General features: G+C 64.8%; 29 protein-coding genes. 3 read left to right on the top strand and 26 right to left on the bottom strand.

Annotated features, from left to right (window positions below; genetic code table 11):
- Positions 1–50: 50 nt before the first annotated feature.
- The 3 genes from ACCC94_RS04135 to ACCC94_RS04145 all read right to left on the bottom strand — a co-directional run bounded on the left by ACCC94_RS04135 (position 51) and on the right by ACCC94_RS04145 (position 2,669).
- Positions 51–944 (bottom strand): radical SAM protein, encoded by an 894-nt coding sequence (locus tag ACCC94_RS04135; RefSeq protein WP_413348150.1) that lies wholly within the window; start codon positions 942–944, stop codon positions 51–53.
- A 24-nt stretch (positions 945–968) separates the two neighbouring features.
- On the bottom strand, positions 969–1,937 hold the full coding sequence (locus ACCC94_RS04140) for a GTP 3',8-cyclase MoaA (protein WP_413348151.1): 969 nt from the start codon (positions 1,935–1,937) through the stop codon (positions 969–971).
- 93 nt (positions 1,938–2,030) lie between these two features.
- Positions 2,031–2,669: a TetR/AcrR family transcriptional regulator gene (locus tag ACCC94_RS04145; RefSeq protein ID WP_017517621.1), complete on the bottom strand. Its 639-nt coding sequence runs from the start codon at positions 2,667–2,669 to the stop codon at positions 2,031–2,033.
- A gap of 84 nt (positions 2,670–2,753) precedes the next feature.
- Between ACCC94_RS04145 and ACCC94_RS04150 the strand changes: the two genes are divergently transcribed.
- Positions 2,754–3,887: an aminotransferase class V-fold PLP-dependent enzyme gene (locus ACCC94_RS04150; protein ID WP_413348152.1), complete on the top strand. Its 1,134-nt coding sequence runs from the start codon at positions 2,754–2,756 to the stop codon at positions 3,885–3,887.
- A 264-nt stretch (positions 3,888–4,151) separates the two neighbouring features.
- Here ACCC94_RS04150 and ACCC94_RS04155 read toward each other — a convergent pair whose 3' ends face one another.
- The 13 genes from ACCC94_RS04155 to ACCC94_RS04215 form a co-directional block, all read right to left on the bottom strand.
- Positions 4,152–4,928, bottom strand: a complete 777-nt coding sequence (locus tag ACCC94_RS04155) for a TatD family hydrolase (RefSeq protein ID WP_413348153.1) — start codon at positions 4,926–4,928, stop codon at positions 4,152–4,154.
- A 74-nt stretch (positions 4,929–5,002) separates the two neighbouring features.
- A complete protein-coding gene (locus tag ACCC94_RS04160) occupies positions 5,003–5,359 on the bottom strand; it encodes a PilZ domain-containing protein (RefSeq protein WP_009621447.1) in 357 nt (118 codons plus the stop codon).
- A 36-nt stretch (positions 5,360–5,395) separates the two neighbouring features.
- Positions 5,396–6,382: a DNA polymerase III subunit delta' gene (locus ACCC94_RS04165; RefSeq protein WP_413348154.1), complete on the bottom strand. Its 987-nt coding sequence runs from the start codon at positions 6,380–6,382 to the stop codon at positions 5,396–5,398.
- Positions 6,375–7,007 carry a dTMP kinase gene (tmk, locus tag ACCC94_RS04170; RefSeq protein ID WP_413348155.1) on the bottom strand — a complete coding sequence of 211 codons (633 nt, stop codon included), beginning with the start codon at positions 7,005–7,007 and terminating at the stop codon, positions 6,375–6,377. The genes ACCC94_RS04165 and tmk overlap by 8 nt, the downstream gene beginning before the upstream one ends.
- 25 nt (positions 7,008–7,032) lie before the next feature.
- Positions 7,033–8,127, bottom strand: coding sequence for an endolytic transglycosylase MltG (mltG, locus tag ACCC94_RS04175; protein ID WP_413348181.1), 1,095 nt, complete (start codon positions 8,125–8,127; stop codon positions 7,033–7,035).
- 6 nt (positions 8,128–8,133) lie between these two features.
- Entirely contained in the window at positions 8,134–8,949 is an 816-nt protein-coding gene (pabC, locus tag ACCC94_RS04180) for an aminodeoxychorismate lyase (protein WP_413348156.1), read from the bottom strand.
- A complete protein-coding gene (gene fabF / locus ACCC94_RS04185; RefSeq protein WP_413348157.1) occupies positions 8,949–10,193 on the bottom strand; it encodes a beta-ketoacyl-ACP synthase II in 1,245 nt (414 codons plus the stop codon). The genes pabC and fabF overlap by 1 nt, the downstream gene beginning before the upstream one ends.
- A 118-nt stretch (positions 10,194–10,311) precedes the next feature.
- Positions 10,312–10,548: an acyl carrier protein gene (acpP, locus tag ACCC94_RS04190; RefSeq protein WP_015477931.1), complete on the bottom strand. Its 237-nt coding sequence runs from the start codon at positions 10,546–10,548 to the stop codon at positions 10,312–10,314.
- A gap of 190 nt (positions 10,549–10,738) precedes the next feature.
- The gene (gene fabG, locus ACCC94_RS04195; RefSeq protein ID WP_037014455.1) at positions 10,739–11,482 is read right to left on the bottom strand and encodes a 3-oxoacyl-ACP reductase FabG; all 744 of its coding nucleotides are present in this window, start codon (positions 11,480–11,482) and stop codon (positions 10,739–10,741) included.
- Between the two features lie 14 nt (positions 11,483–11,496).
- Entirely contained in the window at positions 11,497–12,435 is a 939-nt protein-coding gene (gene fabD / locus ACCC94_RS04200) for an ACP S-malonyltransferase (protein WP_413348158.1), read from the bottom strand.
- A 170-nt stretch (positions 12,436–12,605) separates the two neighbouring features.
- Positions 12,606–13,613: a phosphate acyltransferase PlsX gene (plsX, locus tag ACCC94_RS04205; protein WP_413348159.1), complete on the bottom strand. Its 1,008-nt coding sequence runs from the start codon at positions 13,611–13,613 to the stop codon at positions 12,606–12,608.
- Between the two features lie 3 nt (positions 13,614–13,616).
- Positions 13,617–13,799: a 50S ribosomal protein L32 gene (rpmF, locus tag ACCC94_RS04210; protein WP_009621425.1), complete on the bottom strand. Its 183-nt coding sequence runs from the start codon at positions 13,797–13,799 to the stop codon at positions 13,617–13,619.
- Positions 13,800–13,812: 13 nt separating this feature from the next.
- Positions 13,813–14,343: a YceD family protein gene (locus tag ACCC94_RS04215; protein ID WP_088416930.1), complete on the bottom strand. Its 531-nt coding sequence runs from the start codon at positions 14,341–14,343 to the stop codon at positions 13,813–13,815.
- Between the two features lie 112 nt (positions 14,344–14,455).
- On the opposite strand from ACCC94_RS04215, the gene ACCC94_RS04220 reads away from it, so the two are divergent.
- The gene (locus ACCC94_RS04220) at positions 14,456–15,034 is read left to right on the top strand and encodes a Maf family protein (RefSeq protein WP_413348160.1); all 579 of its coding nucleotides are present in this window, start codon (positions 14,456–14,458) and stop codon (positions 15,032–15,034) included.
- An 85-nt stretch (positions 15,035–15,119) separates the two neighbouring features.
- On the opposite strand, the gene sppA is transcribed toward ACCC94_RS04220, so the two are convergent.
- The 3 genes from sppA to rluC are packed head-to-tail and all read right to left on the bottom strand — an operon-like array spanning position 15,120 to position 17,750.
- Positions 15,120–16,115 carry a signal peptide peptidase SppA gene (gene sppA, locus ACCC94_RS04225; protein WP_413348161.1) on the bottom strand — a complete coding sequence of 332 codons (996 nt, stop codon included), beginning with the start codon at positions 16,113–16,115 and terminating at the stop codon, positions 15,120–15,122.
- Positions 16,115–16,801, bottom strand: coding sequence for an HAD-IIIA family hydrolase (locus ACCC94_RS04230; RefSeq protein WP_413348162.1), 687 nt, complete (start codon positions 16,799–16,801; stop codon positions 16,115–16,117). The genes sppA and ACCC94_RS04230 overlap by 1 nt, the downstream gene beginning before the upstream one ends.
- A complete protein-coding gene (gene rluC / locus ACCC94_RS04235) occupies positions 16,794–17,750 on the bottom strand; it encodes a 23S rRNA pseudouridine(955/2504/2580) synthase RluC (RefSeq protein ID WP_413348163.1) in 957 nt (318 codons plus the stop codon). Before rluC ends, ACCC94_RS04230 begins: the two co-directional genes overlap by 8 nt.
- Positions 17,751–18,341: 591 nt before the next feature.
- Here rluC and rne point away from each other — a divergent pair.
- Complete coding sequence (rne, locus tag ACCC94_RS04240; protein WP_413348164.1) at positions 18,342–21,536, top strand: ribonuclease E; 3,195 nt, start codon at positions 18,342–18,344, stop codon at positions 21,534–21,536.
- Positions 21,537–22,091: 555 nt separating this feature from the next.
- Here rne and murB read toward each other — a convergent pair.
- The 7 genes from murB to ACCC94_RS04275 are packed head-to-tail and all read right to left on the bottom strand — an operon-like array spanning position 22,092 to position 26,650.
- Positions 22,092–23,111 carry a UDP-N-acetylmuramate dehydrogenase gene (gene murB / locus ACCC94_RS04245; protein ID WP_413348165.1) on the bottom strand — a complete coding sequence of 340 codons (1,020 nt, stop codon included), beginning with the start codon at positions 23,109–23,111 and terminating at the stop codon, positions 22,092–22,094.
- Positions 23,108–23,572 carry a low molecular weight protein-tyrosine-phosphatase gene (locus ACCC94_RS04250; protein ID WP_413348166.1) on the bottom strand — a complete coding sequence of 155 codons (465 nt, stop codon included), beginning with the start codon at positions 23,570–23,572 and terminating at the stop codon, positions 23,108–23,110. Before ACCC94_RS04250 ends, murB begins: the two co-directional genes overlap by 4 nt.
- Positions 23,572–24,336: a 3-deoxy-manno-octulosonate cytidylyltransferase gene (gene kdsB / locus ACCC94_RS04255; RefSeq protein WP_413348167.1), complete on the bottom strand. Its 765-nt coding sequence runs from the start codon at positions 24,334–24,336 to the stop codon at positions 23,572–23,574. The genes ACCC94_RS04250 and kdsB overlap by 1 nt, the downstream gene beginning before the upstream one ends.
- Positions 24,337–24,340: 4 nt before the next feature.
- On the bottom strand, positions 24,341–24,526 hold the full coding sequence (locus ACCC94_RS04260) for a Trm112 family protein (RefSeq protein WP_009621404.1): 186 nt from the start codon (positions 24,524–24,526) through the stop codon (positions 24,341–24,343).
- Between the two features lie 44 nt (positions 24,527–24,570).
- Positions 24,571–25,569, bottom strand: a complete 999-nt coding sequence (gene lpxK, locus ACCC94_RS04265; RefSeq protein WP_413348168.1) for a tetraacyldisaccharide 4'-kinase — start codon at positions 25,567–25,569, stop codon at positions 24,571–24,573.
- The gene (locus tag ACCC94_RS04270; protein WP_045211644.1) at positions 25,569–26,018 is read right to left on the bottom strand and encodes an ExbD/TolR family protein; all 450 of its coding nucleotides are present in this window, start codon (positions 26,016–26,018) and stop codon (positions 25,569–25,571) included. The genes lpxK and ACCC94_RS04270 overlap by 1 nt, the downstream gene beginning before the upstream one ends.
- A complete protein-coding gene (locus ACCC94_RS04275) occupies positions 26,015–26,650 on the bottom strand; it encodes a MotA/TolQ/ExbB proton channel family protein (RefSeq protein WP_017519262.1) in 636 nt (211 codons plus the stop codon). The genes ACCC94_RS04270 and ACCC94_RS04275 overlap by 4 nt, the downstream gene beginning before the upstream one ends.
- Positions 26,651–26,654 lie beyond the last annotated feature (4 nt).

A 26,654-nucleotide genomic window follows, 5' to 3' on the forward strand; every position in this document is an offset into this window, starting at 1 on the left:
GCCGGCGACGAAAAACCGGCATTCGGACAGGCAATGCAGCTTCCGCGCCATCACAGGCCGCGCTGCCATTCCTGGCGCAGGCGCGCACGCTGGGGCTGCTCGATGGCCTGGCGAACCTGAGCGACCAGTTTCGCCTTGTCCGCACCCAACGTGCCCTTGAGCACCAGGTAGTTGGACGCATGGTCGCTGCGGAACACCGTGTCGCGCAGTTCCAGCCCACTCAGCAGGCGCTCGACCTCGACGAACAGCTCGGCCTGGGACAACGGCTGGAAGTCCGGAAAACCCGTGCGGTAGCGCTCCTCGCCGGTCGGGAAACTTACCACCAGGGTGGAAAGAAATTCCGGCTGCGCCTCGTTCATCAGGCGCGCCGAGTTGTCGGCATGCTGGGCGCTCAGCGTGCTGCCGCCCAGGCCATTGAGGATCATTACCGAGCGCCTGATCCCCGCCTCGCCCAGCTTCTGCAAGGCATCCAGCGTCGAGGCGTAGGTCTCGCCCTTGTTCACCCGCGCCAGCACATCGTCGTCGCCGGACTCCGCGCCCACATAAGCCATGCGCAGGCCGGCGTCGGCCAGTTCCTTCAACTCCTCCACCGACTTCTTGCGCAGGTTGCGTGGCAGGCAGTAGCTGGAAACACGATCCACCTCCGGCATGTGTTCGCGGATCGCGCGCAGTATGTTGAGCAGGCGCCGCGTCGGCAGCACCAGCGCATCGCCGTCGGCGAGGAACACCCGCTGGACGATCAGGCGTTCGCCGCAGCGGCGGATTTCCTCCAGCACCTCGGCCTCGTCACGGGCGCGGAATTTCTTCTGCGGCTGGGTGTACATCTCGCAGAAGCCGCACTGGTTCCAGGAACAGCCGTTGGTGACCGGAAGAATCAGCGAGTGCGCCTCGCTCGGCGGCCGGAACACCGGCTCGATGTAGGAAATCGGGAATTCGTTGGGCATGGGCTAATCAGGTTAAGGGCGGTATCAGCCGCCGATGATCTTCATGATGGTGACGCCGCCGGAGAAGGCGACTTCCTGCTTGTCCGCCAGGGCGCGCACCAACAACCGTTGCAAGGCCGGGAGGGCCTGGTGACGCGGCTTGTCCAGCAGGTCGCCGACGTAGTGGCGGTTGCTCGACGACAGGCAGCCATGCAGCCAGCCGGTGGACGACAGGCGCAGGCGCGAACAGGTACGGCAGAACGGCACGCTTTCGTTGGCGATCACGCCAAAGAAGCCCCGCCCTGGCACTTCATAACGCAGCGCGGTGGCATCCACCGGCGCGTCAGCCTGGATATAGGGGTGCCGCTCGCCGATCAACTGCAGCAGCTCGGTCATGCCGATGAATTGCTGGTTGAAGCCGTTCGGGTCGCGGGCCAGGTGGCCCATGCGCATCAGTTCGATGAAGCGCAGCTCGAAGCCGTGCTCCAGGCAGTAGTCCAGCAGCGGCACCACCTGGTCGAGGTTCTGCCCGCGCAGCGGCACCATGTTCAGCTTGATCTTCAGGCCCGCAGCACGAGCCTCGTCGAGCCCCTTCAGCACGGTGGCCAGGCCGCCGCCACGGGCGATGCGCCGAAAGGTCTCTGCGTCCAGGGTATCGAGGGAAACATTCAGGCGGCGGATGCCACAGTCCAGCAGCAGCGGCAGCTTCTTCGACAGCAACTGGCCGTTGGTGGTGATGGCGATGTCCTGCAGGCCCAGGCGGCTGACGCCGTGCAGGAAGGCGTCCAGCTTCGGGCTGACCAGCGGTTCGCCGCCGGTGACGCGTAACCGCTCGATGCCGGCGGCCTCGATCAGGTAGGCCACCCCGCGCACCAGCGATTCGGCGGACAACTCGTCCTGCGCAGCGACCAGACGTTTGCCGTCCGGCACGCAGTAAGTGCAGGCGTAGTTGCACGCGGCGGTCAGGCTGATCCGCAAGTTGCGGAAGCGCCTGCCCTGGCGGTCGACGATCATGCTCGGCTCCGGCGGGGATCACCCGTTCAGTATATCCCCGCCGTCACCTGCCGCCCTGTCGCACGAGCGACGATGGACAGCGCGAATATCGACTCAGGCGGCCGGCGTATCGCCGTCGCGCTTGCGCTTGTTGCCCATGCGCACGCCGATGTCCATGAGGAACTGGAAGAACCCCTCCTGATCCTCCAGCACGTCGCGCCAGAACGGCGAGTGGTACAGCGCCACGGCGCCATGCACCAGCGCCCAGGCTGCGCAGTAGTGGAAGTAGGCCGGCACATCTTCCAGCTTGCCCGCCGCGATGCGTTCCTTGATCAGCTGGCTCAAGCGCTCGAAGTTGGATTCGCGGATCTTGTGCAGCTCCTCGACCATCTCCGGAACCTGGCTGGTTTTCACCACCTTTTCCTCCAGGCGGTCGAACAGGCGGTAGCGCTGCGGATCTCGCATGCGGAACTCGAAGTAGGCGCGCGACAGGCGTTCCTTGTCGCGGGCGACGTCTTCGGAGTGGAACAGGTCGGCCAGATCGCGCTCGTAGTCCAGCATCAGGCGCAGATAGATTTCCGCCTTGGACTTGAAGTGCTTGTAAATGGTGCCTTTGCCGATACCCACGGCATCGGCGATCATTTCGACCGTGACACTGTCTTCGCCCTGTTCGAGGAACAGCTTGAGGGCGGTGTCGAGGATTTCCTGTTCGCGACGACGGAATTCGCGAACCTTGCGCGGCTCTTTCTGCATAAAAAGACTGTTCGGTCAAAAATAGTCAAAATTCGAAGCCGCGTATTATGCCTATTCAGCGCCAAATTGCACGGATCATCCGACATGATTAGCTTTTCCTCCGAGTTTCCCCAACAAACCGGCCTGCGCTATCTGAACCACGCCGCCGTCGCCCCCTGGCCAAAACGCGCCGCAGACGCGGTCGCCGCGTTTGCCCAGGAGAACATCCTGCAAGGCGCCCGCGATTACCCGCAGTGGCTGATCATCGAGAAGCGCCTGCGCGAGCGACTGATGCGCCTGGTGAATGCCCAGACCACCGGCGACATCGCGCTGGTGAAGAACACTTCAGAGGCTCTGTCGTTCGTCGCCTTCGGACTCGACTGGCGCGCCGGCGACCAGGTGGTGATCAGCGACCAGGAATTCCCTTCCAACCGCGTCGTCTGGGAAGCGCTGAAGCCGCGCGGCGTGGAAGTCATCCAGGTGAGCCTGGACGGCGAAGACCCGGAAGGCGACCTGCTGGCCGCCTGCACCCCGCGCACGCGATTGCTGTCGATCAGCGCGGTGCAGTACGCCAGCGGCCTGCGCATGGACCTGGAGCGCCTTGGCGCCGGCTGCCGCCAGCGCGGCGTGCTGTATTGCATCGATGCCATTCAGCAATTGGGCGCCCTGCCCTTCGACGTCCAGGCCTATGACTGCGCCTTCGCCATGGCCGACGGGCACAAATGGATGCTCGGTCCGGAGGGCCTGGGCGTGTTCTATTGCCGCGCCGCCGAGCGCGAGCAACTGGCGCTGCAGGAATACGGCTGGCACATGCTGGAAAACGCCGGCAACTACGACCTGGCCGACTGGCAGCCGGCGCGCAGCGCGCGGCGCTTCGAGTGCGGCAGTCCGAACATGCTGGGCGCCGTGGCGCTGGAAGCCAGCCTGAGCCTGCTGGAAGAAGTCGGCATGGGGACGGTAGGCGAACTGGTGCAGGCACGCGTCCAGCAGTTGCAGGAGGGTCTGGGGCGTATCGACGGTGCTTCGCTGCACAGCCCGCAGGATCCGGCCCGTCGTGCCGGCATCCTGACCTTCAGCCTGGCCGGCTGGGACAACACCCGTCTGCTGGAGCGCCTGCGCGCCGAGCAGGTGGTATGCATCCAGCGTGGCGCCGGCATCCGCTTCTCGCCGCACTTCTACACCAGCGAGGTGGTGATCGAGGAAACCCTGGGGCTGATCAAGGCTCTGGCGGGCCAATAACGCAGGCGCGACCGAGAAAGCTGCTCAGCCCGGTGTGATGTATTCCAAATCCGTTTAAAAAACACCGGGCACCCTGTGGCAGCCGCCGCATCTTGGCCAATACTTGTAGATACCGGTGCGCGGCATCTCCCCCCAAGTGCCCCGCCGGTGAAGGCACCGAGGATCGCGTGCCTTATTGTTACACTCCTAATGGTCTTGACCCGGATTCATCCCCCAGAACCCGGGTTTTTTTTGCGCGCAGGAAATGTATCCGCGCTGACGCAATCAGCTGGCGAGCGGGAACAGGCGACGGAAGTTGGCAGTGGTCTGCTCGGCCAGGGTCTCGAAGCCCACCCCGCGCAGCACGGCCAGATACTCGGCCACGTCGCGCACGTACTCGGGCAGGTTCGGCTTGCCACGGTGGGGAACCGGCGCGAGATAGGGTGAATCGGTCTCCACCAGCAGGCGATCCACCGGCACCTGGCGCGCCACTTCGCGCAGTTGCTCGGCATTGCGGAAGGTGACGATGCCCGACAGCGAGATGTAGAAGCCGATATCCAGCGCCGCCTTGGCCATCTCCCAGTCCTCGGTGAAGCAGTGCAGCACACCGGCCTGCGGCAGCGCCGCCTCCCGCAGCAGCGCCAGGGTGTCGGCGCGGGCTTCGCGGGTATGCACGATGACCGGCTTGCCGGTGACCCTGGCGGCCTCCAGGTGCAGGCGGAAGGCTTCCTGTTGGAGTTCCGCGGCTTCGGGCTCGTAGTGATAGTCCAGGCCGGTTTCACCGATGGCCACTACGCGCGGGTGGCTCAGCTCGCCCAGCAGCCAGTCCAGCGCCGGCGCCGCACCGGGTTCCAGGTCCAGCGGATGGACCCCCACCGAGCAATGCACATCGGCATAGCGATCGGCCAGGTCCTTCACGGCACTGGCGTTGTCAGCACTCACGCCGATGCACAGGAACTGGCTGACGCCACGTGCTCGTGCGGCGTCCAGCGCTGCATCCAGCGAGCCGTCGTGGGCGGCGAGATCGAGACGATCGAGGTGGCAGTGGGAATCGACCAGCATGAAGACACTCTCCGAAAAATGACGAAGCGCCCCATCGGGCGCTTCGTGCGTGCAGCATGTACAGGCTATGAATTCTACATGGTATGGGTCGGACGGTCCGACTTCAGCGCGCCGGCGAGGTAGGTCTCGATCTTGTTGCGCGCGGTGTTGTCGCCATCGTTGAATTGCACGCCGATACCGGCGGCGCGGTTGCCCTGGGCGCCCTTCGGAGTGATCCAGACCACCTTGCCGGCGACCGGGATCTTCTCCGGCTCATCCATCAGGTTGAGCAGCATGAAGACCTCATCGCCCAGCTTGTAGGTCTTGTTGGTCGGAATGAACAGCCCACCGTTGCGGATGAACGGCATGTAGGCGGCATACAGCACGGATTTGTCCTTGATGGTCAAAGACAGGATTCCGTTACGCGGACCCAGATTTGGTGGCAAGCTCATTCAGCTGTCCTGGCAGATTTTTCCGATGGCCGGATTCTAGCCCGGCCCGGGGAGACTTGCCCACTGTACGAGCAAGGCTTCGAGAAGCAAGGCACGGTTGAGGTTGGCTTTATTGAGGACTTTCTGCCGTTGCAGCAGCAGCCAGTCCTGCATCGCCAGCACCTTGGGCTGTGTCGACTTCTCGGCGAGGTACTGCACCACCTTGCGCATGTCGGTCAGGCCCAGCCCTTCTTCGTCGCGGGCCAGCTGGTAGCGCAGGATCAGCAGCGACCAGTCGCAGAACCAGTCGAACAGCAGGGTCAAGGGTACGGCATTCCAGCTTTCCGCCAGCTGACCTGGGGCAACCTGTTGCTTGAGCAGCTTCTTCACGCCATCTACCACCTGAGCTCGCTGCTCGCGCACGCCCTGCCCCTGCAGGCGCAACGCGGTCAGCGGCGAGCCGCTGGCCAGTACCAGCAACTCGTCCAGCGCCTCCACCGACTCATCGGGCAGCGACGCCGCCAGCCAGGCGCGGGCCTGCTCGGCGGTTGGCTGCGGGCACGCCTGCTGCACGCAGCGGCTCTTGATGGTCGGCAGCAGGCGGCTGGGCTGGTGGCTGATCAGCAACAGCACGGTATCGCCGGAAGGTTCTTCCAGGCTCTTCAGCAGCGCGTTGGCGGCATTCAGGTTCATGGCCTCGGCCGGCTCCAGCAACACCACCTTGCGCCCGCCCAGCTGCGCGGTCTGCACCACGAAGCCCACCAGCTCGCGGACCTGATCGACGCGGATGGGTTTTTCCGCCTCTTCCGGCTCCAGCAGGAAGAAATCCGGATGGGTGCCGGCAGCGAGCAACAGGCAGGCCTTGCACTGCCCACACGCCTTGCCGCCCTCAGGGCGCTGGCAAAGCAGGAAATGCACGAGGTTCTCAGCCAGCACGCGCTTGCCAATGCCGGCCGGACCGTGCAGCAGGTAGGCGTGGGCGTGGCGCGGACGGCTGCTGAGCTGCTGCCAGAGGCCCTGCTGCCAGGGATAGATGTCAGCCATTCAGGCGCTCCAGCAGGGTCGGCAGCAACTGGTCCAGATCATGCTGCACTTCGGCCAGCGATTGCGCGGCATTGAGGATGTGATAGCGCGCAGGCTCCGCGCGGGCGCGATCCAGATAGGTATTGCGTACCGCGTCGAAGAAGGTGCGGCCCTCCTGCTCGAAGCGGTCCAGCCGGCCGCGGGCGGCGGCGCGGGACAGGCCGATTTCCACCGGCAGGTCGAAGACCAGGGTCAGGTCCGGACGCAGGCCGCCCTGGACGAAACTTTCCAGTTGCGCGATGCGCTCCACCGGCAGGCCACGGCCGCCTCCCTGGTAGGCGTAGGTGGCGTCCGTGAAGCGATCACAGAGCACGACGGCGCCACGCGCCAGGGCCGGGCGGATCACCCCGGCGATGTGCTGGGCACGGGCTGCGAAAACCAGCAGCAGCTCGGTATCCACCGCCATCTTTTCATCGCTCGGGTCCAGCAGCAGTTCGCGGATGCGCTCGGCCAGCGGCGTGCCGCCGGGTTCGCGAGTCAGCTGGACCTCGATGCCGCGCTCGCGCAGACGCTCGGCCAGGTACTCGCGGTTGGTGCTCTTGCCCGCGCCTTCGGGGCCTTCCAGGGTGATGAACAGGCCGGTCACTCGGCTCACTCCTTGTGTTGTCGGGCTACTGCGCCGCAGGGGTGTCTGCGGCGGGAGCGTCGGCGTCCGGCATCGGCGCCGGCAGCGGAACGGGCGCCGGGCTGGATCGGTAATCGGCGCGGCGCTTGATCTGGAACTCCTGGACGGCCTTGTTGTGGTCGTCGAGGTTGTCGGAGAAGGTGTGGCTGCCATCGCCGCGGGCGACGAAATACAGGCTCTGCCCCGCCGCCGGGTTGAGCGCGGCGTGGATAGCTTCACGGCCGGGCAGCGCGATGGGCGTCGGCGGCAGGCCGGCGACCACGTAGGTGTTGTAGGGCGTGGGCGTACGCAGGTCGGCACGGGTGATCTTGCCGGCGTAGCGTTCGCCCATGCCGTAGATGACGGTCGGGTCGGTCTGCAGCAGCATGTTCTTCTGCAGGCGACGCACGAAGACGCCGGCGATCTGGCCGCGTTCCTGGGGCACGCCGGTTTCCTTTTCCACCAGCGAGGCCATGATCAGCGCTTGGTAGGAGTCCTTGTAGGGCAGGTCGTCGCTGCGCTTGTCCCACTCCTCCGCCAGGATGCTGTCCATGCGCTGGTAGGCGTGCTTGAGGATGTCGACATCCTTGGTGCCGCGGACGAAGCGGTAGGTATCGGGGAAGAAGCGACCTTCCGGGAAGACGCCCGGCTTGCCCAGCTTCGCCATGACCTCGGCATCGCTGAGCCCGGTCAGGGTCTGCTCCAGCTTGGGCTGGCGGGCGAGCAGTTCGCGCACCTGGTGGAAGTTCCAGCCCTCGACCAGGGTCAGGCCGTACTGCACAACGTCTCCCTCGCGCCACAGGTCGAGCAACTGGGCGGCGGTCATGCCCGGCGTCAGGCGGTATTCGCCGCTGTGCAACGCCTCGCCGGCCAGGTTGAAGCGCCAGTACAGGCGCAGCCAGAATCCGCCGTGCAGGATGTTCTCGTCTTCCAGACGGGTCAGCAGCCGGCCAGGGGTGGCGCCGCTGGGAGCATCCAGCAGACGCTCTTCGGTGAGCTGGAGGGGCTGCTGCAGAGCACGGTGCTGCTCCCAGGCCGCCAGGCCCAGCACGAGCCCGGCCAGCAGCAGGCCGCCTTCCAGCAGCACCAGCAATTTGCGCATCACGTATCAGGAATCCAGAAGTTCGCGGAGTTGGCCCTGCAGTTTACGGGTCAGCGGCCCGACCGGCCAAGCGAACTCGGCCACGCCGCGCACCGGCCAGATACCGTAGAGGCTGTTGCAGAGAAAGACCTCGTCGGCCTGCGCCAGTTCGCCGTGCTCGATGTCGCGGACGATGACCGGCAAACCCAGGTCGCGGGCGCGCTCGAGGATTTCCGCGCGCATCACGCCGGCGACGCCACAGCGGCTGAGCTCGGCCGTGAGCAGCTCGCCCTGCTTCACCAGGAACAGGTTGCTGAACACACCTTCGACGATGCGCCCGGAAACATCGCGCATCAATCCTTCGGCGAAGGCCGGGTCGCTCCACTCGGCGCGGGCCAGGACCTGCTCCAGGCGGTTGAGGTGCTTGAGTCCCGCGAGCAGCGGCTGCTCAGCCAGTCGAGTGGCGCAGGGGAAGAGCGTGACGCCCTCCTCGCGATGCTTCGCCGGGTAGGCCGGCGCGGGCGAAGCCAGCAGCACGCGACGCACCCGGGCATCGGCCTGCGGCGCATAGCCACGCGCGCCTTCGCCACGGGTCAGCATCAGCTTGGCGACGCCGTCGCCGAGCTGCGCGGAGAAACGCAGGAGTTCGTCTTCGACGAGATCGAGAGAGACGGGCAGGGACAGGCGCCGAACGCCCTCCTCCAGCCTCGCCCGATGACGTGCCAGCAGGCGCGGACGGCCTGCGGACACGCGGATGGTCTCGAACAGCCCGTCGCCGTAGGCCAGCCCGCGATCACGCGCGGACAGCACCTCGGCGCTCTGGCCGTCGACCCAGTTCAGCATCAGCCGTGGAACCGGCGGAACACCAGGGAGCCGTTGGTGCCACCGAAGCCGAAGGAGTTGGACAGGGCGACCTCGATCGGGCGCTCCTTGGCGTGATGGGCGACCAGGTCGAGGTCGCAGCCTTCGCTGGGGTTGTCCAGGTTGATGGTCGGCGGAGCTACCTGGTCACGCAGCGCGAGCACGCAGAAGATTGCCTCGACCGCACCGGCGGCACCCAGCAGGTGACCGGTCATGGACTTGGTGGAGCTCATCGACAGCTGGTAGGCGTGGTCGGCGAAGATCGACTTCACCGCCGAGATTTCCGCGATGTCGCCAGCCGGCGTCGAGGTCCCGTGGGCGTTGATGTAGTCGACCTGCTCGGGGTTCAGCCCGGCGTCGCGCAGCGCGGCTTTCATGCAGCGCGCGGCGCCAGCGCCGTCTTCCGGCGGGGCAGTCATGTGGAAGGCATCACCGCTCATGCCGAAGCCAACGACCTCAGCGTAGATGCGTGCGCCGCGCGCCTTGGCGTGCTCCAGCTCTTCCAGTACCAGCGCGCCGGCGCCATCGGAGAGCACGAAGCCGTCGCGATCCTGGTCCCACGGGCGGCTGGCCCTGGTCGGCTCGTCGTTGCGGGTGGACAGCGCGCGAGCGGCGCCGAAGCCGCCCAGGCCAAGACCACAGGCCGCCATTTCGGACCCGCCGGCCACCATCACGTCAGCATCGCCGTAGGCGATATTGCGCGCGGCCATGCCGATGTTGTGGGTGCCGGTGGTGCAGGCGGTGGTGATGGCGTAGTTGGGACCCTGCAGACCGAGGTTGATCGACAGGAACCCGGAAACCATGTTGATGACCGAGCCAGGCACGAAGAACGGCGAAATGCGCCGCGGGCCCTGCTCGAACAGCGAACGACAGGTGTTCTCGATGTTGGTGAGGCCGCCGATGCCGGAACCAATGGCAACGCCGATGCGCTCGCGGTTGGCGTCGGTGACTTCCAGGCCGGAATCACGCACCGCCTGGTAGCTGGCGGCGAGGCCGTACTGGATGAACAGGTCGAGTTTGCGAGCTTCCTTGGCGGACATGTATTGCTCGACGTCGAACCCTTTCACCGAGCCGCCGAAACGGGTGGCAAAGGCGGACAGATCCATGTGTTCGATCGGGGCGATACCGCTGCGCCCGGCGAGAATGCCTTCCCAACTGCTCGGCACATCCACACCCAGGGGCGACAACATTCCCATGCCAGTGATGACTACGCGTCTACGCGACACTGTGACTTCCTCTCATGTATTTCACGGCAATAACGCCGGCAGATGCCGGCGTTAAAGAAAAGCCGCACGCCTTTGCAGGCCGTGCGGCTTCTTTCGTCGGGGAACCGACGACTACGTCTTATGCCTGGTGGGCAACGATGTAGTCGATGGCTTCCTGAACGGTGGTGATCTTCTCGGCTTGCTCGTCGGGGATTTCGGTCTCGAATTCCTCTTCCAGAGCCATCACCAGCTCAACGGTGTCAAGGGAGTCGGCGCCCAGGTCTTCGACGAAGGAAGCGCTGTTGGTGACTTCTTCTTCCTTAACGCCGAGTTGCTCAGCAACGATCTTCTTGACGCGTTCTTCGATGGTGCTCATACCTTGTTTTCACTCCTATGGACAATCCGTACAGCTGGGCTGCGGGTAAGTGTATAGAAAGGGTTTTCTGCATTTCAAGCTGAACGCTGACGCCCCTTCCCGGCGACCCAGATGCTCTGTCTATTCCAGCGCGAACGCTTGGAGAATTTTAGACAGCGCTTATGACATCGCCACGAAGGAACTCGTCACATCAGCTCATGTACATTCCGCCATTCACCGGTACCGTGGCACCCGTAACATAAGCTGCGCCCTCGGAAGCGAGGAATGCTACCACTTTGGCGATCTCTTCGGCTTGTCCCAGTCGACCCAGGGGAATCTGGCCGAGCAGCGCTTCACGCTGGGCCTCGGGCAGTTCGCGGGTCATGTCGGTGTCGATGAACCCCGGAGCTACCGCGTTGACAGTGATAGCACGGGAACCCACTTCGCGCGCCAGGGCGCGGGTGAAGCCTTCCAGGCCGGCCTTGGCCGCGGCATAGTTGGTCTGGCCGGCATTGCCCATGGCACCGACAACGGAGCCGATATTGATGATGCGACCCCAGCGCGCCTTGGTCATGCCCCGCAGGACGGCTTTCGACAGACGGTAGAGGCTGTTGAGGTTGGTGTTGACCACATCGAACCACTCGTCGTCTTTCATGCGCATCAGCAGGTTATCGCGGGTGATACCTGCGTTATTGACGACGATGGCCGGTGCGCCGGATTCCTTCTGGATAGCTTCGACAACGGCGGTCACGGACTCGTCGTTGGAGACGTCCAGGACCATGCCGGAACCCTGGATACCGTTTTCCTTGAGGTACTCGGAAATCTTCTGTGCGCCGGACTCGCTGGTAGCGGTGCCGACCACGGTGGCACCCATGCGACCCAGTTCCAGTGCGATGGCCTGGCCAATACCACGGCTCGCGCCGGTAACCAGGGCAACCTTACCTTGCAGACTCATGCCTTATCTCCTGTTCAAGCCAGAGCCGCGCGGGCTGCGCCGAAGGCGTCCGCGGAGTCCAGGTTGTGGGTGGTCACGCCCTTGGCGCAACGCTTGTTCAAACCAGCCAGCACCTTGCCCGGGCCGCATTCGACCAGGTCGGTGACGCCTTTGTCGGCCAGCAGCTGCACGCTCTCGACCCAGCGGACCGGGCTGTACAGCTGCGCCAGCAGGTCGCGCTTGAGCGCGGCCAGATCGGCCGGAACCTGCGCGGTGACGTTCTGCACCAGGGCGATCTGCGGCATCTGCCACTGAACGGCTTCGACAGCCTCGGCGAAACGCTCGGCAGCTGGGCGCATCAGCTCGCAGTGCGACGGCACGCTCACCGGCAGCGCAACGGCACGCTTGGCGCCACGCGCCTTGCAAGCCTCGATGGCGCGCTCGACGGCCTTGGCCGCACCGGCGATCACCACCTGACCGGGTGCGTTGAAATTCACGGCGCTGACCACTTCGCCCTGCGCCGCTTCGGCGCAGGCGGCGAGCACATCAGCGTCTTCGAGACCGAGGATGGCAGCCATGCCGCCAGTGCCGGCAGGAACGGCTTCCTGCATCAGCTGGCCGCGGCGCTCCACCAGCTTCACCGCATCGGCGAAAGCCAGGCTGCCGGCGGCGACCAGTGCGGAGTACTCACCGAGGCTATGGCCGGCGACATAGGCCGGCTGCACGCCACCTTCGGACTGCCACAGGCGCCACAGCGCGATGGAGACAGCAAGGATGGCGGGCTGGGTCTTGTCGGTCTGGTTCAGGCGCTCTTCCGGACCTTCCTGCACCAGGGCCCAGAGGTCATAACCCAGGGCGGCGGAAGCTTCGGCGAAGGTGTCGCGAACGATGGCGTGCTGGGCACCCAGCTCGGCGAGCATGCCGAGCGACTGCGAGCCTTGACCGGGAAATACGAAGGCGAGGGATGCGGACATTGCAACAGGTCCCTTTTGTCTGTGTCGTCAGATGGATAACGCCGGCGAGAGCCTGGCGCATTGAACTGACAGTTGGATGACGGTCTGACGACCGCGGTCACATTAGGGTCTGTTGACGTTTCGCCGCAAGCCGCGTTGCCGCGGCCGCATCGAAACGCCAACAGCCCCTGTCAGAGCAGATGCTCCAGACGGCCATGCAGCCGCTGGGGCAGATTCTCGCGAACTTCCAGCAGCGCGCGACGCAGGGCGCTCTGGATGCCCTCCTCTTTCGCGCTGCCGTGGCTCTTCACCACGATGCCCTGCAAACCGAGGAAACTCGCGCCATTGTGCTGCGACGGAGTCAGGTCGCCGCGCAGTCGGCGCAGGAAGGGCATCGCCATCAGACCGACCGCCTTGGCCGGCAGGCTGGAGTTGAACAGCTCTTCCAGACGCGCCGCGACCATCGCCGCCAACCCTTCGCTGGACTTGAGCAGGATGTTGCCGACGAATCCGTCGCACACCACCACATCGGCCAGCCCGCGATAAAGACCGTCGCCTTCGATGTAGCCGATGTAATTCAATCCCTGCGCCTGCTGCAGGAGACTGGCCGCCAGCTTCACCTGCTGGTTGCCCTTGATGTCTTCGGTGCCGACATTCAGCAGGGCAACCCGTGGGTTGCTCTTGCCCAGCGCTTCCGCCGCCACGGCGCCCATGACCGCAAATTGATAGAGGTGCTCGGCGCTGCAATCGACATTGGCGCCCAGGTCGAGCAGATGGCAGTGACCATTCTGCGTCGGCACGGCCGTCACCATCGCCGGACGGTCGATGCCGGGCAAGGTTTTCAACAGGTAGCGGGACAGCGCCATCAGCGCACCGGTATTACCGGCACTGACGCAGGCATGAGCCTTGCCATCCCGAACCAGTTCGAGGGCAACACGCATGGAGGAATCGGGCTTGCCACGCAACGCCTGGGACGGACGCTCGTCCATCGTGACGATTTCGCTGGCGTGGTGGACATGAAGACGCTGGCGCTCGACCGGGGAAAGGCCGCGCAGGTGTTCTTCTATCAGAGGAGCCTGGCCGACGAGGACCAGCTGGAGGGAAGCATATTCGGCCAGGAAGGAAATGCAGGCCGGAACAATGCAGTGGGGACCGTAGTCCCCACCCATTGCATCAATCGCGATGATTGGTGCGGACAAAGATTACTCGTCAGAGCCTTTGTCTACGACCTTGCGGCCGCGATAGAAACCGTCCGGGGACACGTGGTGGCGCAGGTGAACTTCACCGGTGCTCTTTTCCACGGACAGAGCGTTCGCGTCCAGGGCGTCGTGCGAACGACGCATGTCACGAGCGGAACGGGATTTTTTGTTCTGCTGAACAGCCATGATTGATTAACTCCTAAACGTTTGGGTCACGCTTCAACTGCGCCAGTACGCTGAACGGATTGGGCCGCTCTTCGACGTTCTCGCTCGGTTCGGGCGCTGTAGCGTATCCCACCGGCTGCTGGCAATCCTCAGGGTCATGGACCGGCACGATGGGCAAGGCGAGCAGCAACTCGTCCTCAGCCAGCGAGGTCAGGTCGATGGGGTCATCCCCCACTTCCAACGCATCGTAGCCACTGGGCAGATCATCGATCGACTTGCCTTCCGGGATGATGACGTAATCATACTCACCACCCACATGGAATTTGGCCGGCTCGAGACAGCGCTGGCATACCATGCTCACCTCGCCATTGAGCTCGACGTGCATGACCGCCAGTTTCTGCTGATCACGGAAGAAGGAAAACTTCGCGTGAACATCGCCTTCACTGCTGGTCAGTTGCTCGCTGAGACGTGCCATCTTGGCGATCGGCAGCACACCCTCGAGGGTGGCGGCGCGCTCTACCAATTTGCGCGGATCAACGTGAGGTGGTATCGGTCCATTCAACATAAGCGCGCCATTATAGGGATGCACCCGAAGCTGTCAAAGGAAATTAGCCATAAACCGCTGTATGGACAGCCCTTTTCGCTAGAATCGCAGCGACGCTCCGAAGGAATTCTCCATGCTGCCCCTGATCCTTGCCTCCAGCTCGCCCTACCGCCGCGAATTGCTGCAGCGCCTGCGCCTGCCGTTCGAATGCGCCAGTCCCGACATCGACGAATCCCCACTGCCCGGCGAGGGTGCCGAACAACTGGTGCGCCGGCTGGCGGAAAACAAGGCGCGCGCACTGGCCCAGCGTTACCCCGCCCACCTGATCATCGGCTCGGACCAGGCCGCCGTGAATGGCAGCCGGATTCTCGGCAAACCTCACGACATCGGGCGCGCTACCGAGCAACTGATGGACGCCAGCGGCAAGAGCGTCAGCTTCCTCACCGGAATCTGCCTGCTCAACAGCCAGAGCGGAGAAGCCCAGATCGATTGCGTGCCTTTTACCGTACACTTCCGCAACCTCGACGAAGCGCGCATCCGCCGCTACCTCGAAGCCGAACAACCCTTCGACTGCGCCGGCAGCTTCAAGGCCGAGGGCCTGGGCGTCAGCCTGTTCCGCTCCACCGAGGGTGAAGACGCCACCAGCCTGGTCGGCCTGCCACTGATCCGTCTGGTCGACATGCTGCTGGCCGAGCAGGTACAGATTCCCTGATCGATGCCCCACGGAACGCAAAGGCCCGGCAATCGCCGGGCCTTTTTCCTTCCTTATATAAGGAAGCACATATAAGGAAGCACATTCAGCGCAGGATCGGACCCTGCCAACCCATCCACATCGCCATGCGCTCGGCGACGCTCGCACCCAGCTTCTTGGTGAAGCGGTCGAAGGCGGTTTCCTGGACGGTGTAGTCCACGATTTCCTTCTCCTTGATGATCTCGCGCGCCACGTAGCTCGAACTGCCCAGGCCATCGATCAGGCCCAGTTGCAGCGCCTGCTCACCAGACCAGATCAGACCGGAGAACAACTCCGGATGGTCCTTGTCCTTCAGGCGATCGCCGCGCCCCTTCTTCACCACATCGATGAACTGCTTGTGCGTGGTATCCAGAACCTGCTGCCAGAAGGCCGTTTCATCCGGCTTCTGCGGCTGGAACGGGTCAAGGAAGGCCTTGTGCTCGCCCGAGGTATAGATGCGACGGTCCACACCCAGCTTCTCCATGGTGCCGACGAAGCCGAAAGTCGCCGCCGTTACACCGATGGAACCGACCAGACTGGCCTTGTCGGCGTAGATCTCGTCGGCAGCACTGGCGATGTAATAGGCACCGGAAGCACCCAGATCACTGATGACCGCGTAGACCTTGATATCCGGATGCTCGCCGCGCAGCCGCTTGATTTCATCGTAGACATAGCCGGACTGCACAGGGCTGCCGCCGGGACTGTTGATACGCAGGACGATGCCCTTGGTGCCGGCGTCCTCGAACGCGGAACGCAGCGCACCAACGATATTGTCGGCGCTGGCCGCCTCGTTGTCGGCGATCATGCCTTTCACTTCGATCAGCGCCGTATGGCTGGCACTGCGCGACGCGGACTTGGAGAGGCCGCTGAACGGACTGAACAGCGCCAACGCACCGAACAGGTAAACGAAAGTCAGCAACTTGAAGAAAATACCCCAGCGACGCGACCGGCGCTGCTCCTGGACACCGGCCAGCACGGCCTTCTCCAGCAACTTCCAGCTCTTGTCGTCGCCTGCCGTGGCTTGTGCAGCCTTGCTATCGTCCGCCTTCCATTCATCCGACATCAGTTGCCTACCTCAAGCAGCGGTTTGACCGAACGCCCGGCGAGCCAGGCGCGCAATTCATTGAAATGATTCACTTCCAGCGCCGGAGCATATTCCCGAAGGATCTCCAGCGACTGCGCACCATAACCCACCGCCACCGAATCCATGCCGGCGCGGCGCGCCATTTCCAGATCGAAGGGCGAATCGCCCACCATCAACGCATCGCGAGCATCAACCCGGCAATGCTGGAGAATCTCGCGCAGCATGCGCGGGTCCGGCTTGCTCGCCGACTCATCGGCGGCGCGGGTAATGTCGAAGAAATCCGTCCAGCCCTGCCCCGCCAGCACGCGATCCAACCCTCGGCGATTCTTGCCGGTGGCCACCGCCAACTGGTAACCCGCCTCGCGAAATTCAGCCATCGCCTCGGCGACCCCCGGAAAAAGCGGCGAAGGCTGCACTTCCAGGCTCAGATAGTGGTCGCCGTAGTCGCGGCGGAAGCGATCCAGCGGCTCGCCCTCTTCCACTTCCGGGTACAGCGTCTGGATAGCCTCAGGCAGCCCCAGGCCAATGATGCCCTTGATGGCCGCCTCGCTACGTTCCGGCAGACCGGAACCCATTGCAGCGACCCGCATCGCCTCGACGATACGACCGATGGAATCCACCAACGTGCCATCCCAGTCGAAGATCAGCAGGGAATACTCACGCATCCAGACGCTCCACGGTACGCTGCCAGACCTCGTCTACCGGCGCTTCCAGCTCGAGCACAGCACCATCAGGCAAGGGCACCCGCAGGTATGCCGAGTGCAGGAACAGGCGCTTGCCGCCCAACTCGCGAATCTCGCGGGAGAAATCTTCGTCGCCGTACTTGGGGTCGCCGGCAATGGAGTGGCCAGCATGCTTGGCGTGCACACGAATCTGATGAGTACGACCGGTGATCGGGCGCGCCTCCACCAGGGTGGCGAAGTCGCAGAAGCGGCGCAGCACCTTGAACTCGGTCAGCGCTTCCTTGCCCTCGGGGTTCACTTCCACCACGCGCTCGCCGGAGCGCAGGTTGTTCTTGAGCAGCGGCACGGCGATCTGCTTCTTCGCCGCCGGCCAGTTACCGCGCACCAGAGCGTGGTAGCGCTTGTCGACGATGCGCTCGCCACGCAGGGCGTCGTGCAGATGGCGCAGCATGCTGCGCTTCTTGGCGATCATCAGCAGACCGGAAGTGTCGCGATCCAGGCGATGCACCAGCTCCAGGTCCTTGCACTCCGGGCGCAACTGACGGAAAGCCTCGATGACGCCGTAATTCAGCCCGCTACCGCCATGCACGGCGATCCCCGTGGGCTTGTTCACCACGATCAGCGCCTTGTCTTCGAAGACGATGGCAGCTTCCAGGCGCTCCAGCAGCCCCTGGGCCAGCGGCACCGGCTCGTCACGCTCGGCCAGGCGCAGCGGCGGCACGCGCACCACGTCGCCCGCCTGCAGCTTGTATTCGGGCTTGATGCGGCCTTTGTTAACCCGCACCTCACCCTTGCGCAGGATGCGGTAGATCAGGGTCTTGGGCACGCCCTTGAGCTGGGTGCGGAGGAAATTGTCGATTCGTTGGCCGGCATACTCCGGCGCGACTTCAAGCAGCTGAACGCCGGAAGTCGGAGGGGCGGGATTCGTCATCCGGATATAATAACAATTTTTCATTCAATTGAAGCACTTAATCATTGCTGCTATATTCGGGAGGCCGCCAAAAGTGGCCAGGTCTGCGGATGTTCGCGCAATCGCCATCCCCAACCGCCTGCAAACACATTGAACGGACACGAGGCAGTCCCCGGAAGCGTTGCAACGGCCCGAGCGATTCTCGCGCCGACAGCGCCTCGAAACCCAGGCCTTCAGACATGACCACGGCAGCCAAGGTCGCCGTGATAAAAGCCAACCCCGCTCCCGGATTCAGCGAGTGGCACCCGGCTCTTAAGGGAAATGTGCAGGGCGGAGATGCACAACTGTCGGATTGCGTTGCGTTCATGCCTTGAACGCATGCCTTGAACGTAGACGCACTTATCGTCCGCATCTGACAGCTAATTCCTCCTCCTGATGAGTGCTTGTTCTTACTCGACAAGCAGGAAACGTAGTCGCGGCACAGCAGATTTGTCCTGCTGCCGCTGGACACTGGAATGGTCCGCCGTTCCTGAGTACGTGCCTTAGCACCGACCATGAGAGTCGTGTGTGCCGATCGCCGTTTCCGGTGGCCCCGGAAACCATTGGTACTACATGAAAAGAATGCTGATCAACGCAACTCAACCCGAAGAGTTGCGTGTAGCGCTGGTAGACGGCCAACGCCTGTTCGACCTGGACATCGAGTCCGGCGCGCGCGAACAGAAGAAGGCCAACATCTACAAGGGCCGCATCACCCGCATCGAGCCGAGCCTTGAAGCCGCCTTCGTCGACTTCGGCGCCGAGCGCCACGGCTTCCTCCCCCTCAAGGAAATCTCCCGCGAGTACTTCAAGAAGAATCCTGAAGGCCGCATCAACATCAAGGACGTCCTGAGCGAAGGCCAGGAAGTCATCGTCCAGGTCGAAAAAGAAGAACGTGGCAACAAGGGCGCCGCCCTGACCACCTTCATCAGCCTCGCCGGCCGCTACCTGGTGCTCATGCCCAACAACCCGCGCGCTGGCGGCATCTCCCGCCGCATCGAGGGCGAAGAGCGCAACGAACTGCGTGAAGCCCTGAACGGCCTGACCGTTCCCGGCGACATGGGCCTGATCGTCCGCACCGCGGGCCTGGGCCGCAGCTCCGAAGAGCTGCAATGGGACCTGGACTACCTGCTGCAGCTGTGGGGCGCCATCAAGGAAGCCTCCGGCGAGCGCAGCGGTCCGTTCCTGATCTACCAGGAAAGCAACGTCATCATCCGCGCCATCCGCGACTATCTGCGCCAGGACATCGGCGAAGTGCTGATCGACAGCATCGATGCCCAGGAAGAAGCCCTGAACTTCATCCAGCAGGTCATGCCGCAGTACGCGAGCAAGGTGAAGCTGTACCAGGACAGCGTTCCGCTGTTCAACCGCTTCCAGATCGAGAGCCAGATCGAAACCGCCTTCCAGCGCGAAGTGAAACTGCCGTCCGGCGGCTCCATCGTCATCGACCCGACCGAGGCCCTGGTGTCCATCGACATCAACTCGGCGCGCGCCACCAAAGGCGGCGACATCGAAGAAACCGCGCTGCAGACCAACCTGGAAGCGGCCGAGGAAATCGCCCGCCAGCTGCGCCTGCGCGATATCGGCGGCCTAATCGTCATCGACTTCATCGACATGACCCCGGCGAAGAACCAGCGCGCCGTGGAAGAACGCGTCCGCGAAGCCCTGGAAGCCGACCGCGCCCGCGTACAGGTTGGCCGCATCTCGCGCTTCGGCCTGCTGGAAATGTCCCGTCAGCGCCTGCGTCCGTCCCTGGGCGAGACCAGCGGCATCGTCTGCCCGCGCTGCAACGGCCAGGGCATCATCCGTGACGTCGAATCCCTGTCGCTGGCCATCCTGCGCCTGATCGAGGAAGAAGCCCTGAAGGACCGCACCGCCGAAGTTCGTGCGCGCGTGCCGTTCCAGGTAGCTGCCTTCCTGCTCAATGAAAAGCGCAACGCCATCACCAAGATCGAGCTGCGCACCCGTGCGCGCATCTTCATCCTGCCGGACGACCACCTGGAAACTCCGCACTTCGAAGTTCAGCGCCTGCGCGACGACAACCCCGAGCTGCTGTCCGGCCATGCCAGCTACGAGATGGCCCCGGAAGAGCACGAGGAAGTCCAGCCGGTCAGCGCCACCCGCACCCTGGTTCGCCAGGAAGCCGCGGTGAAGACCGTTTCCCCGCAGACCCCTGCCCCGCAGCAGACTGCTGCTGAAGCACCGGTCGCCGTCGAAGCCGCCAAGCCCATGCCCGAGCCGAGCCTGTTCCAGGGCCTGGTGAAGTCGCTGGTCAGCCTGTTCGCCGGCAGCAAGCCGGAGCCGACTCCGGTTGCCGCCGAAAAGCCGGCCACCGAGCGTAGCGAAAGCCAGGGCGAGCGTCGCAACGGTCGCCAGCAGAACCGTCGCCGCGACGGTCGCGACGGCGGCCGTCGTGATGACGAGCGCAAAGAGCGTGGCCGCCGTGAAGAGCGCGGCGAGCGTGCCGAGCGCCCCGCCCGCGAAGAGCGCCAGCCGCGTGAAGAACGCCAACCGCGCGAAGAGCGCGCCGAGCGTCAGCCCCGCGAGGAACGTCAGCCGCGTGAAGAGCGCGCCGAGCGTCAACCGCGCGAGGAACGCCAGCCCCGTGAAGAGCGCGCCGAACGCCAACCGCGTGAAGAGCGTCAGCCGCGTGAAGATCGCGCCGAACGCCAGCCGCGCGAGGAGCGTCAGCCTCGCGAAGAGCGTGGTGAGCGCGCCGAGCGTCAACCGCGTGAAGAACGCCAGCCGCGCGAAGAGCGTCAACCCCGCGGTGAGCGTGGCGAACGCGCCGAGCGTCAGCCCCGTGAAGAGCGCCAGCCGCGCGAAGACCGTCAGGCTCGCGATGCCGCTGCCCTGGAGGCCGAAGAGCTGCCGAACGAAGAGCTGCTGGATCAGCAGGACGACGAAGGTTCGGACGACGAGCGTCCGCGCCGCCGCTCCCGTGGCCAGCGTCGCCGCAGCAACCGCCGCGAGCGCCAGCGTGAAGCCGGTGTGGATGGCGTTGAAGGCGCCGAAGGCGAAGTGACTGCCGAAGGCACTGCCGAACAGGCTGCTTCCGACACTCCGTCGCCCGCCGCCCTGGTCGCTGCTGCCGCTACCGCTGTAGCCGTTGCCGAAGCCGCCGCCGAGCAGGAGCAGCCCGCTGCTCAGGCCGAAACCGAGGTCCAGCCGCTGGAGTCCGGCGTGGTTGAAGCCGTACGCACCGAGAGCGCACTGGAGCAGACCATCGAGTTCCTGGCCAGACCTGCAGAGCCTGCAGAAGCCGCCAGCGAGACCGTTGAAGTAGCCGCCGAACCGGCGATTGCGGAAGAAGCGCCGACCCCGGCTGCTGAAACCGTGATCGAGGCCGTCGCCCAACTGATCGAAGAGCCCAAGGCAGAAGCCCCGGTGGTCGCCGAGGAAGCTCCGGCTGCCGCTCCGGCTCCCGCCGAGGAAGCTGCCCCGGCCGTTCCGGCCAATGCCACCGGCCGTGCCTCCAACGATCCGCGCGAGCGTCGTCGCCAGGAGCGCGCCGCTCGCGAAGCCGCCGCTGCGGCAGCCGCTGCTCCGCAGGCCGAGCAGGCTCCGGTGGTCGAAGCCGTGGTTGAAGAAGCCGCTGCCGTGGAAGCCGAAGTCGTGGTCGAGCCGGCCGCCGATGACACTGCCGAGACCGTCGTGGCCGACGTGGTGAACGAAGCAGCCGAGCAACCGGCTGCCGAGCAGGCTGAAGGCGAGCAAGCCGAGAAGACCGAGGAAGAAGAAGGCTCCGTGGTGGAAAAGCACCACAGCTGATAGCTTCCTGAGCTGAAGGGGGGATGCAGATGCATCCCCTTTTTTATTGCGCGTTTTCTACAGGGATTCGCAGCTTCTACGCCAAGGCTGGGCTTTGCAGCTTGGGGCGGTTCGCGAGCAAGCTCGCTCCTACAAAGAGCCGGCTCTGGTTTTTTATCGCGTCGTTCGTCGGTGGCCGGTTTCGCAGGAGCGGACCTGGTCCGCGATCACCTACCGGCGCGAGGCGAACCTATGGCGGACGGAGTCCGCTCCTACGTCCTGGCTGGCTTCGCAGCTTGGGTTGTTCGCGAGCAAGCTCGCTCCTACAAAGAGCCGGCTCTGGTTTTTTATCGCGTCGTTCGCCGGCGGCCGGTTTCGTAGGAGTGGACCTTGTCCGCGATCACCTACCGGCGCGAGGCGGAGCTATCGCGGACGGAGTCCGCTCCTACGTCCTGGCTGGCTTCGCAGCTTGGGGCTGTTCGCGAGCAAGCTCGCTCCTACAAAAGCCCCCAGCCGGGGAGGCAGGCATAAAAAAGGGGATGCCATCGGCATCCCCTTCTTCATGTCCGAAGCATCTCAGTAGAGATTCGGTTCCATCTCCAGCTCCACGCCGAAGCGCTGCTGAATGTCGTCACGGATGCGCTCAGCCAGTGCATGCAGTTGCGCCCCTGTGGCGCCGCCGTAATTGACCAGCACCAACGCCTGCTGCGCATGTACGCCAGCCGCGCCGTCGCGGAAGCCCTTCCAGCCGGCCTTGTCGATAAGCCAGCCGGCAGCCAGCTTCATCTGGCCATTGCCCTGCGGATACGCCACCAGATCGCTGTAGCGCTGACGCAGCGCTTCGGCCTGATCCGTCGCGACGACCGGGTTCTTGAAGAAGCTGCCGGCATTGCCCAGCACGGCCGGGTCCGGGAGCTTCTCGCGGCGGATCGCGCAGATCACCCGCGAGACATCGGCCGGCGTCGGCGCAGTCACGCCCTCCTCCGCCAGACGCTGGCGCACCGGACCGTAGTCCAGGTGCAGCTTCGCCGTGCGACTCAAGGCGAAGCGCACCCGCAGGATCAGCCAACGGCCCGGTTCACGCTTGAAGCGGCTGTCGCGGTAGGCAAAGGCACACTCTTCCAGGCCGAACTCACGCAACTCGCCGCTCTGGCGATCCAGCGCGGTCAGACCGGCGAACACATCCTTGATCTCCACTCCGTAAGCACCGATGTTCTGCATGGGCGCAGCACCCACAGTGCCGGGGATCAGGCTGAGGTTTTCCAGGCCGCCGAAGCCCTGTTCCAGGGACCAGCGCACGAAGTCGTCCCACACCTCGCCGGCCTCCGCCTCGACCACCACGCGTTCACCATCGTCACTGACGACGCGGACGCCACGGGAAGCCATGCGCAGCACCAGCGCCTCGACGTCACGGGTCAGCAGGAGGTTGCTGCCGCCGCCGATCACCATCAGCGACAGGCCTTTTTCGGCAGCGGCGGCTAAACCGGCGCGCACTTCGGCATCGTCATGGGCCTGGGCGAACCAGCGCGCCGCAACTTCGACACCGAAGGTGTTGTACGGCTTGAGGGAAATGCGTTCTTGCAGTTGCAGCGTCACAGGCGCCCCTTCACTTCCGTCAGCAAGCCATCACAGGCTCTTTCCACCAGGTCCAGCACCTGCTCGAAACCGTCCTCACCGCCATAGTACGGGTCGGGAACTTCATCGATCTCCAGCCCGTAGCGGCGCAGGAACAGGTCCAGCTCGGCCTTGCCGCTGCTGCCGCGCAGATGCTTGAGATCCCGGAGATTGGCGTTGTCCATGGCCAGGACGAGGTCATAGCGGGAGAAGTCGGTGGCGCTCACCTGACGTGCACGCAGGCTCGACAGGTCGTAACCGCGGCGCAGCGCGGCGGCGCGGGTGCGCGCATCCGGCGCCTTGCCGACATGCCAGTCGCCGGTGCCCGCCGAGTCGATCTCGATGCGATCTTCAAGACCCGCTACGCGGACCTTGTCGCGGAACACGCCTTCGGCGGTGGGCGAGCGGCAGATGTTGCCCAGGCAGACGAACAGGACCTTCATCAGGCCCCCAGGATGCGCCGCACGCGCTCCAGGTCTTCCGGGGTATCGACGCCGGCTTGCGGAGCTTCCAACGCGTCGGCCACGTGGATGCGTACGCCGTGCCAGAGCGCGCGCAGCTGCTCCAAGCACTCGGTGTCTTCCAGCCAGCACGGCCCCCAGGCCACGAAATCGCGCAGGAAGCGCGCACGGTAGGCGTAGATGCCGATGTGGCGGCGGTACGGCACGTTGGCCGGCAGGCTTTCGCGGTCCACCGCGAAGGCATCGCGCGCCCAGGGCAGCGTGGCGCGGCTGAAGGTCAGGGCCAGGCCATTCTTGTCGCTGACCACCTTGACGATGTTCGGATTGAACAGCGCGGCCGGGTCGTGGATTTCCTCGCAGAGGGTGGCGATGCCCGCTTCCGGGTGCGCCGCGAGGTTGGCAGCGACCTGATCAATGATCGACGGCGGCACCAGCGGCTCGTCGCCCTGCACGTTGACCACGATGGCGTCGTCGGCCAGGCCCAGCGCATCTGCCACTTCCGCCAGGCGGTCGGTGCCGGAGTTGTGGTCGGCGCGGGTCAGCACCACCTGGGCGCCGAAGCCCTGGCAGGCATCGAAGATGCGTTGGTCATCAGTGGCGACGACCACCTGGGTTGCCGAGCTTTTGCCAGCCTGAGCCCAGACGTGCTGGATCATCGGCTTGCCAGCGATGTCCTGCAGCGGCTTGCCGGGCAGGCGGGTGGAGGCGTAGCGGGCGGGAATGACGACGGTATAGGCCTGGGTCATGGCGTTACTTGTCCAGACGCTCGTCGACGTTCAGGGTACGCGCCTCGCCTTCGAGCATCACCGGGATGCCGTCGCGCACCGGGTAGGCCAGGCCGTCGGCCTTGCAGATCAGCTCGGATTTGTCGTCGGTGAGCTTGAGCGGGCCCTTGCACAGCGGACAGGCGAGGATATCGAGGAGTTTCGGGTCCATGGTGCGTTCCTTGAGCTGGGAGTAGTGAACGGGACGACGGCCAATCAGCGGGCGAGCAGGCGCTCGAGCTGGGCGTCGAACCAGGCGACGAAGGCCGGAGAGGGCTGCGCTTCGACGGCGAGGTACCACCAGTCGGGCGCGGCGAAGGACCGGCATTTCACCGCGTCCTTCTCGGTCATGACCAGCGGCAGTTCCGGCGTGAAGCGCAGCTGCTCGGCGGTATAGGCCGCGTGGTCGGGGAAGGGATGCGGAATCGGCCGCCAGTTTAGCGCCTCGAGCGTTGCGAAGAAACGCTGCGGGTTGCCGATCCCGGCCAGTGCATGCAGCGACTGACCGGCGGGGAAATGCTCGACGCCACGGCGTTCGCCGCTGGCCAGGTTAACCAGGGCAGAAGGTCGCAGGACGAAGGAGAAGGCATCCGGCGGATCGCTGGGTGCGCCGTTGTGCAGCACGGCGTCGACTTCGGCCAGCCGCTCGGCGGGTTCGCGCAGCGGCCCGGCGGGCAGACAGCGGCGGTTACCCAGGCCACGGGCAGCGTCGATCAGCACCAGTTCAAGGTCGCGGGCCAGGCGGTAGTGTTGCAGACCATCGTCGCAGAGGATCAGGTCCAGCGGCTCCTCGGCAAGCAGCGCACGCACGGCGCTCGAACGGTCCGGATCGATCATCAGCGGCACGCCGCTGCGGCGCACGATCATCAGCGGCTCGTCGCCCGCCTGCGCCGCCGACTGCTCGGCGCGCACGCGCCAGGGCGTCTGCGGCGGCTTGGCGCCGTAGCCGCGACTGACCACACCGACCTTCAGCCCACGGGCGCGGCAGTGTTCGATCAGCCAGAGGATCATCGGCGTCTTGCCGGTACCGCCCACCGTGATGTTGCCGACCACGATGATCGGTACGGGAGCGCGGTAGGCCGGCTTGGCGCCGGAGAGGAAGTCCTGCCGGCGGCCCTGGGCGACGCGCCGGTAGAGCAGTTCGAGCGGCCTGAGCAGGACAAGGGCCGGGTGGCCCTTGTACCAGGCGTCGAGCAGGCGGTCGGAAAACGCCATCAGGGGGTCTTCTTGTCCGCCCGGGACTCGATGGTGGTGATGCGCAGGTGGGTGAAGCCCAGCTTGCCGGCGGCATCCATCGCGGTGACCACGGACTGGTAGTCCACCTTGCCATCGGCGGTGATCACCACCGGCAGGCTGTTGTCGCCGGCGGATTCACGCTGCATGGCATTCATCAGGTTTTCCAGGTCATCGCGCGCCAGGCTCTGGCCGTTGAGCGCGTAGTGGCCCTCGAGGCTGATGGAAATTTCCAGCTGCTTGATCTCGGTGGCTTCCGGCGGCGTGCCGCTGACCGCCTCGGGCAGTTCGACCTTGAGCTGCGAGGGCTTGGTGAACGAGGTGGCGACCACGAAGAACAGCAGCAGCACGAAGATCACGTCGATCAGCGACGCCAGGTTGATGAAGACGTCCTCGCGGGCCGCTCCGCCCGCTCTGCGGCGGAATTTCACGCTTTGCCTTCCTCGACGAAGTCGACTTCGCGATCGCCCTGGGTCACTTCCACCAGCTTGATGGCTTCCTGCTCCATGGCGATGACCAGCTCGTCGACGCGGCGCAGCAGGTAGCGGTGGAAGAACACCGCCGGGATCGCCACGATCAGGCCGGCCGCGGTGGTGATCAGGGCCTTGGAGATACCGCCGGCGAGCATCGGCGCGTTGGCCATGCCGTCGCCCATGAAGGCGCTGAAGATCTGGATCATGCCGAACACCGTCCCCAGCAGGCCGAGTAGCGGCGCCATGGCGGCGATGGTGCCCAGGGCGTTGAGGTAGCGCTCCAGCTCGTGGATGACGCGGGAGGCGGCCTCCTCGATGCATTCCTTCATGATTTCGCGGCCATGCTTGGAGTTGGCCAGGCCGGCGGCGAGGATTTCACCCAGCGGGGAAGACGCGCGCAGGTCCTTCAGGGCCTGGCTGTTCATCTTCTTGTCCTTGATCTGCTTCCACACCTGACCGAGCAGCTGCGGCGGCGCCACGCGGCTCAAGCGCAGGGTCCAGAGACGTTCGGCGACGATCGCCATGGCAGCGACGGAGCTCAGCAAGATCGGCAGCATCATCCAGCCGCCAGCTTTGACCAGTTCCCACACAGTG

Origin of the sequence: Pseudomonas sp. Pseusp97, assembly GCF_047304025.1 — a bacterium.
Taxonomy (GTDB): Bacteria; Pseudomonadota; Gammaproteobacteria; order Pseudomonadales; family Pseudomonadaceae; genus Pseudomonas.